Raw genomic sequence first — 2,886 nt, 5'->3', positions numbered from 1 at the left:
GGGGTCGGTGAGGGTCTTGCGCAGATCGTCGGTGATGGCCATGGTGACGGTCCTCCCGGATCACGTTCGGTTGGGAAGTTGTCGGGCGTTGTACGGGTCTCCCGCGCGGGGCCGGCGGCCGGTGGCCTGTGCCTACCCGGCCGTCCGTCGCGGGGCGGCGTCGTCGCCGCCGGTCTTGCGGGTGCGCGCGTCGGCCGCGCGCGGGCCGCGTATGGAGCTGTCGTCGAGCGCGTCTTCACGTACGTCGACGGGCACGTCGCCGCGCACGCCGTCGAGCACGTCGTCGCGGGCACCGCCGGGCGCACCGCCGGGGGCTTCGTCGCCCCCCTGCTCGTCCTGAACCCGCTCCGCGTCCCGCGGGCCGGCCACGAACCCGTTCTCCTTGCGGAAGGACTCGTAGATCTGGAGCAGGACCTGCTTCTGCCGCTCGGTGAGCGTCGGATCGGCGAGGAGAACGGCCGTCGTCTCGACCTCGTCCCGGTCCCGCTCGGCATCCAGAATCCCGGCCCGCACGTACAGCGTCTCGGCGGAGATCCGCAGCGCCTTGGCGACCTGCTGGAGCACCTCCGCGCTCGGCTTGCGCAGCCCGCGCTCGATCTGGCTCAGATACGGGTTCGACACCCCCGCGGCATCGGCGAGCTGCCGCAGCGACAACTGCGCACTGCGCCGCTGCTCGCGCAGGTACTCCCCGAGACTGCCGACGTTGAGCGATGCCATGCCTCCACAATGCATCACTCCGCTAACTATTGCAAGCAAACCGCTTGCAACAGTGACTCCCCAGCCTTCCGCACCGCTGTGCTTCACGCGACATGTCCGGCTCAGCACCACCATCACCGCCACAGCCAAACAGGTCGAAGCCCTCGTGAACCCGGCGATCAGCGCGTGACGATGCAGAAGGGATGCCCAGCAGGATCAGTGAGGACCCGCGCCTTGTCCCCATGCGGCTGATGATCCGGCTTGCCCGCACCCAGCTCCAGCAGCCGGGCCTCGGCCTCGTCCAGGCTCTCCGCGACCTTGAAGCAGATGTGAAGCTGCTGGGGGACGATCGCGCCAGGCCAACTCGGAGCCCGGTAGTCCTCGACCCGCTGGAAGCCGATGAAGAGCCCGTCCTCACGGTTGAGACCGGCGAACTCGGCGTCCGACTTCGGGTGTGGTTCAAAGCCGGTGGCCTGCTGATAGAACGCCGCCAGAGCCAGCGGATCAGGGCAGTCCAGCGTTATCGCGACCAGTTCCATCTGCAGGGGCATGAGACCTCCGAGCCGATCAGTGGACTTCCGTGCACGCCATAGAGGCGGCTGCCTACCGTTGAGCGGGACGGGGAAAGCGCGTTCGTTCCGAACAGTTATCTGGGACAGGACAGCCGCGCGAGCTTCCCTCTCCTCCGCCACCGGATCCTCCTGGGCTGACGACACCCTCCGTCACCACCGACTACGGAACAGACCCCCTCACCGTACAGACCCCTCGGCGCCTGCTTCGAGCACCGCTCCGGCCTCTGGGACGCCGCCGTCCGACGCGGATACCACCCCAGCGACCGCCGCCGCCGTCTCGACGCCCTGGGCATCAGCCACCCCGGGATCAGGGCCCCCCGCCGCCACATCGCCGCCTGTCCCGAGGTCGTCGCGGCCACCGCGCGCCACGCCTCCCCTCGCTGGGGGAAACTCGCGCGCTCCGAGAACAGCGGACGCCTTCGCTTCCGGGCCGAGTTCATCCGTCAGCCGCCACAGGAGCGGGATCCTTCGCCGGAGCGGCAAGCCGTGGTTCCCCGAAGAACCGGGAGACACCGCTCCACGCATGAAGCAGCCATGGGGAACCGTCCCGAACCCGGAGACGCGGAATCCGGACCCATCCGGGAGGCGGCCCGCGCGGCGGTCACAGGGGAAACCCTCCACGGGTCACCAGTCCACGAGGTCGACCAGCCGGGAGCAGTGCGGGTCGCCGATGTCCCCCGGCACGATCCGTTCCCTTTCCCCGATCAGTGCGGGAAGGGCCGCGAGCAGAGCGGTCAGAGCACCGGACGGCCGTACGTCGACGGCGACCACGTCGGTGTCCTCTTCGTGGTCGACGTACAGGCGCATCCGGTCGGAGTCCTGGAGGAGGAATCCCCGCAACCGCGGATCGGGCTGTTCCTCGGTCCAGGGGCAGGTGAGGGTGCGCAGGATGGTGAAGGCGTTGTCGCACTCTCCCGGGCCGACGGGAGCGACCTGCGCCGGGTCCACCTGAATGAGGGTCATGCCCATCACCGTGCCGACACGGCTGCTGGAGAAGATCCGGGTGCCGGTGTTCAGGGCGCGCACGAGGCCGAGGACGTCATTCGCGCCTGCCAGCTCCTCAGGGTCGTCGATGGTGTGCAGAGGGATCTCCCAGATCACCAAGTTCCCCGGATCACTGGCACGTCGAGGGCCGGTGACGATCCGGACCGCTGCGGCGGGAGACGGCGAGGGCAGGACGCCGCGGATGAACCGGCCATCGGGCAGGGGGGCGTGAACGTGGTGGAGCAGCAGGCGGACGATGTCCGCCTGCTGCTCCGCGATGTCGTCGTACGTGGGAGTCACGCGTCAAACGATGTCACTGGTTGAGCCAGTCTGGGCACCTGTTCATGCCCTTGCAGTAGGCGGTGATGACACCGATCCTCTGGCCGGCGCCGGCGTCGTAGCGTCCGTCGGCGGTCTTGCGGGCGTACTGGACGATCACGATGACCTGCACGCGGCGGTTGCCGTTCCAGGCATAGGCCCAGTACTCGAGGCGGGCGCCGTTCTTCTTGTCGGGCTTGCCGTTGATGGCGGCATTGACGATCTTGCACTTCTTGATGTTGTGCCGACCGGAGAAGTGCTTCCAGCCGAGCTCGCTGTTGCCGACACGGGTGGGAATCACCCGGTCGTCCCAGTC

At 68.5% G+C, this 2,886-nt stretch carries 3 protein-coding genes and 1 pseudogene; all 4 read right to left on the bottom strand.

Going from position 1 to position 2,886, the window contains the following annotated elements; translation table 11 throughout:
* Positions 1-132 precede the first annotated feature (132 nt).
* A complete protein-coding gene (locus RIF68_RS33240) occupies positions 133-717 on the bottom strand; it encodes a helix-turn-helix transcriptional regulator (RefSeq protein ID WP_309055168.1) in 585 nt (194 codons plus the stop codon).
* Between the two features lie 158 nt (positions 718-875).
* Positions 876-1,247: a VOC family protein gene (locus tag RIF68_RS33235; RefSeq protein ID WP_309055167.1), complete on the bottom strand. Its 372-nt coding sequence runs from the start codon at positions 1,245-1,247 to the stop codon at positions 876-878.
* Between the two features lie 645 nt (positions 1,248-1,892).
* Positions 1,893-2,552: a hypothetical protein gene (locus RIF68_RS33230; protein WP_309055165.1), complete on the bottom strand. Its 660-nt coding sequence runs from the start codon at positions 2,550-2,552 to the stop codon at positions 1,893-1,895.
* A 13-nt stretch (positions 2,553-2,565) separates the two neighbouring features.
* A pseudogene (locus RIF68_RS33225) lies at positions 2,566-2,886 on the bottom strand (hypothetical protein); the annotation flags it as partial.

Source organism: Streptomyces sp. (assembly GCF_031178505.1).
In the GTDB taxonomy this organism is placed as follows: domain Bacteria; phylum Actinomycetota; class Actinomycetes; order Streptomycetales; family Streptomycetaceae; genus Streptomyces; species Streptomyces gulbargensis.
Note: the sequence above shows the minus strand (reverse complement) of the source record. Positions and strands in the feature narration are given on the sequence as shown.

What these genes read in the sequence shown, in the direction of transcription:
- RIF68_RS33240 (WP_309055168.1), bottom strand. Translation starts at nt 717, where the DNA reads ATGGCATCGCTCAACGTCGGCAGTCTCGGGGAGTACCTGCGCGAGCAG.
- RIF68_RS33235 (WP_309055167.1), bottom strand. Translation starts at nt 1,247, where the DNA reads ATGCCCCTGCAGATGGAACTGGTCGCGATAACGCTGGACTGCCCTGAT.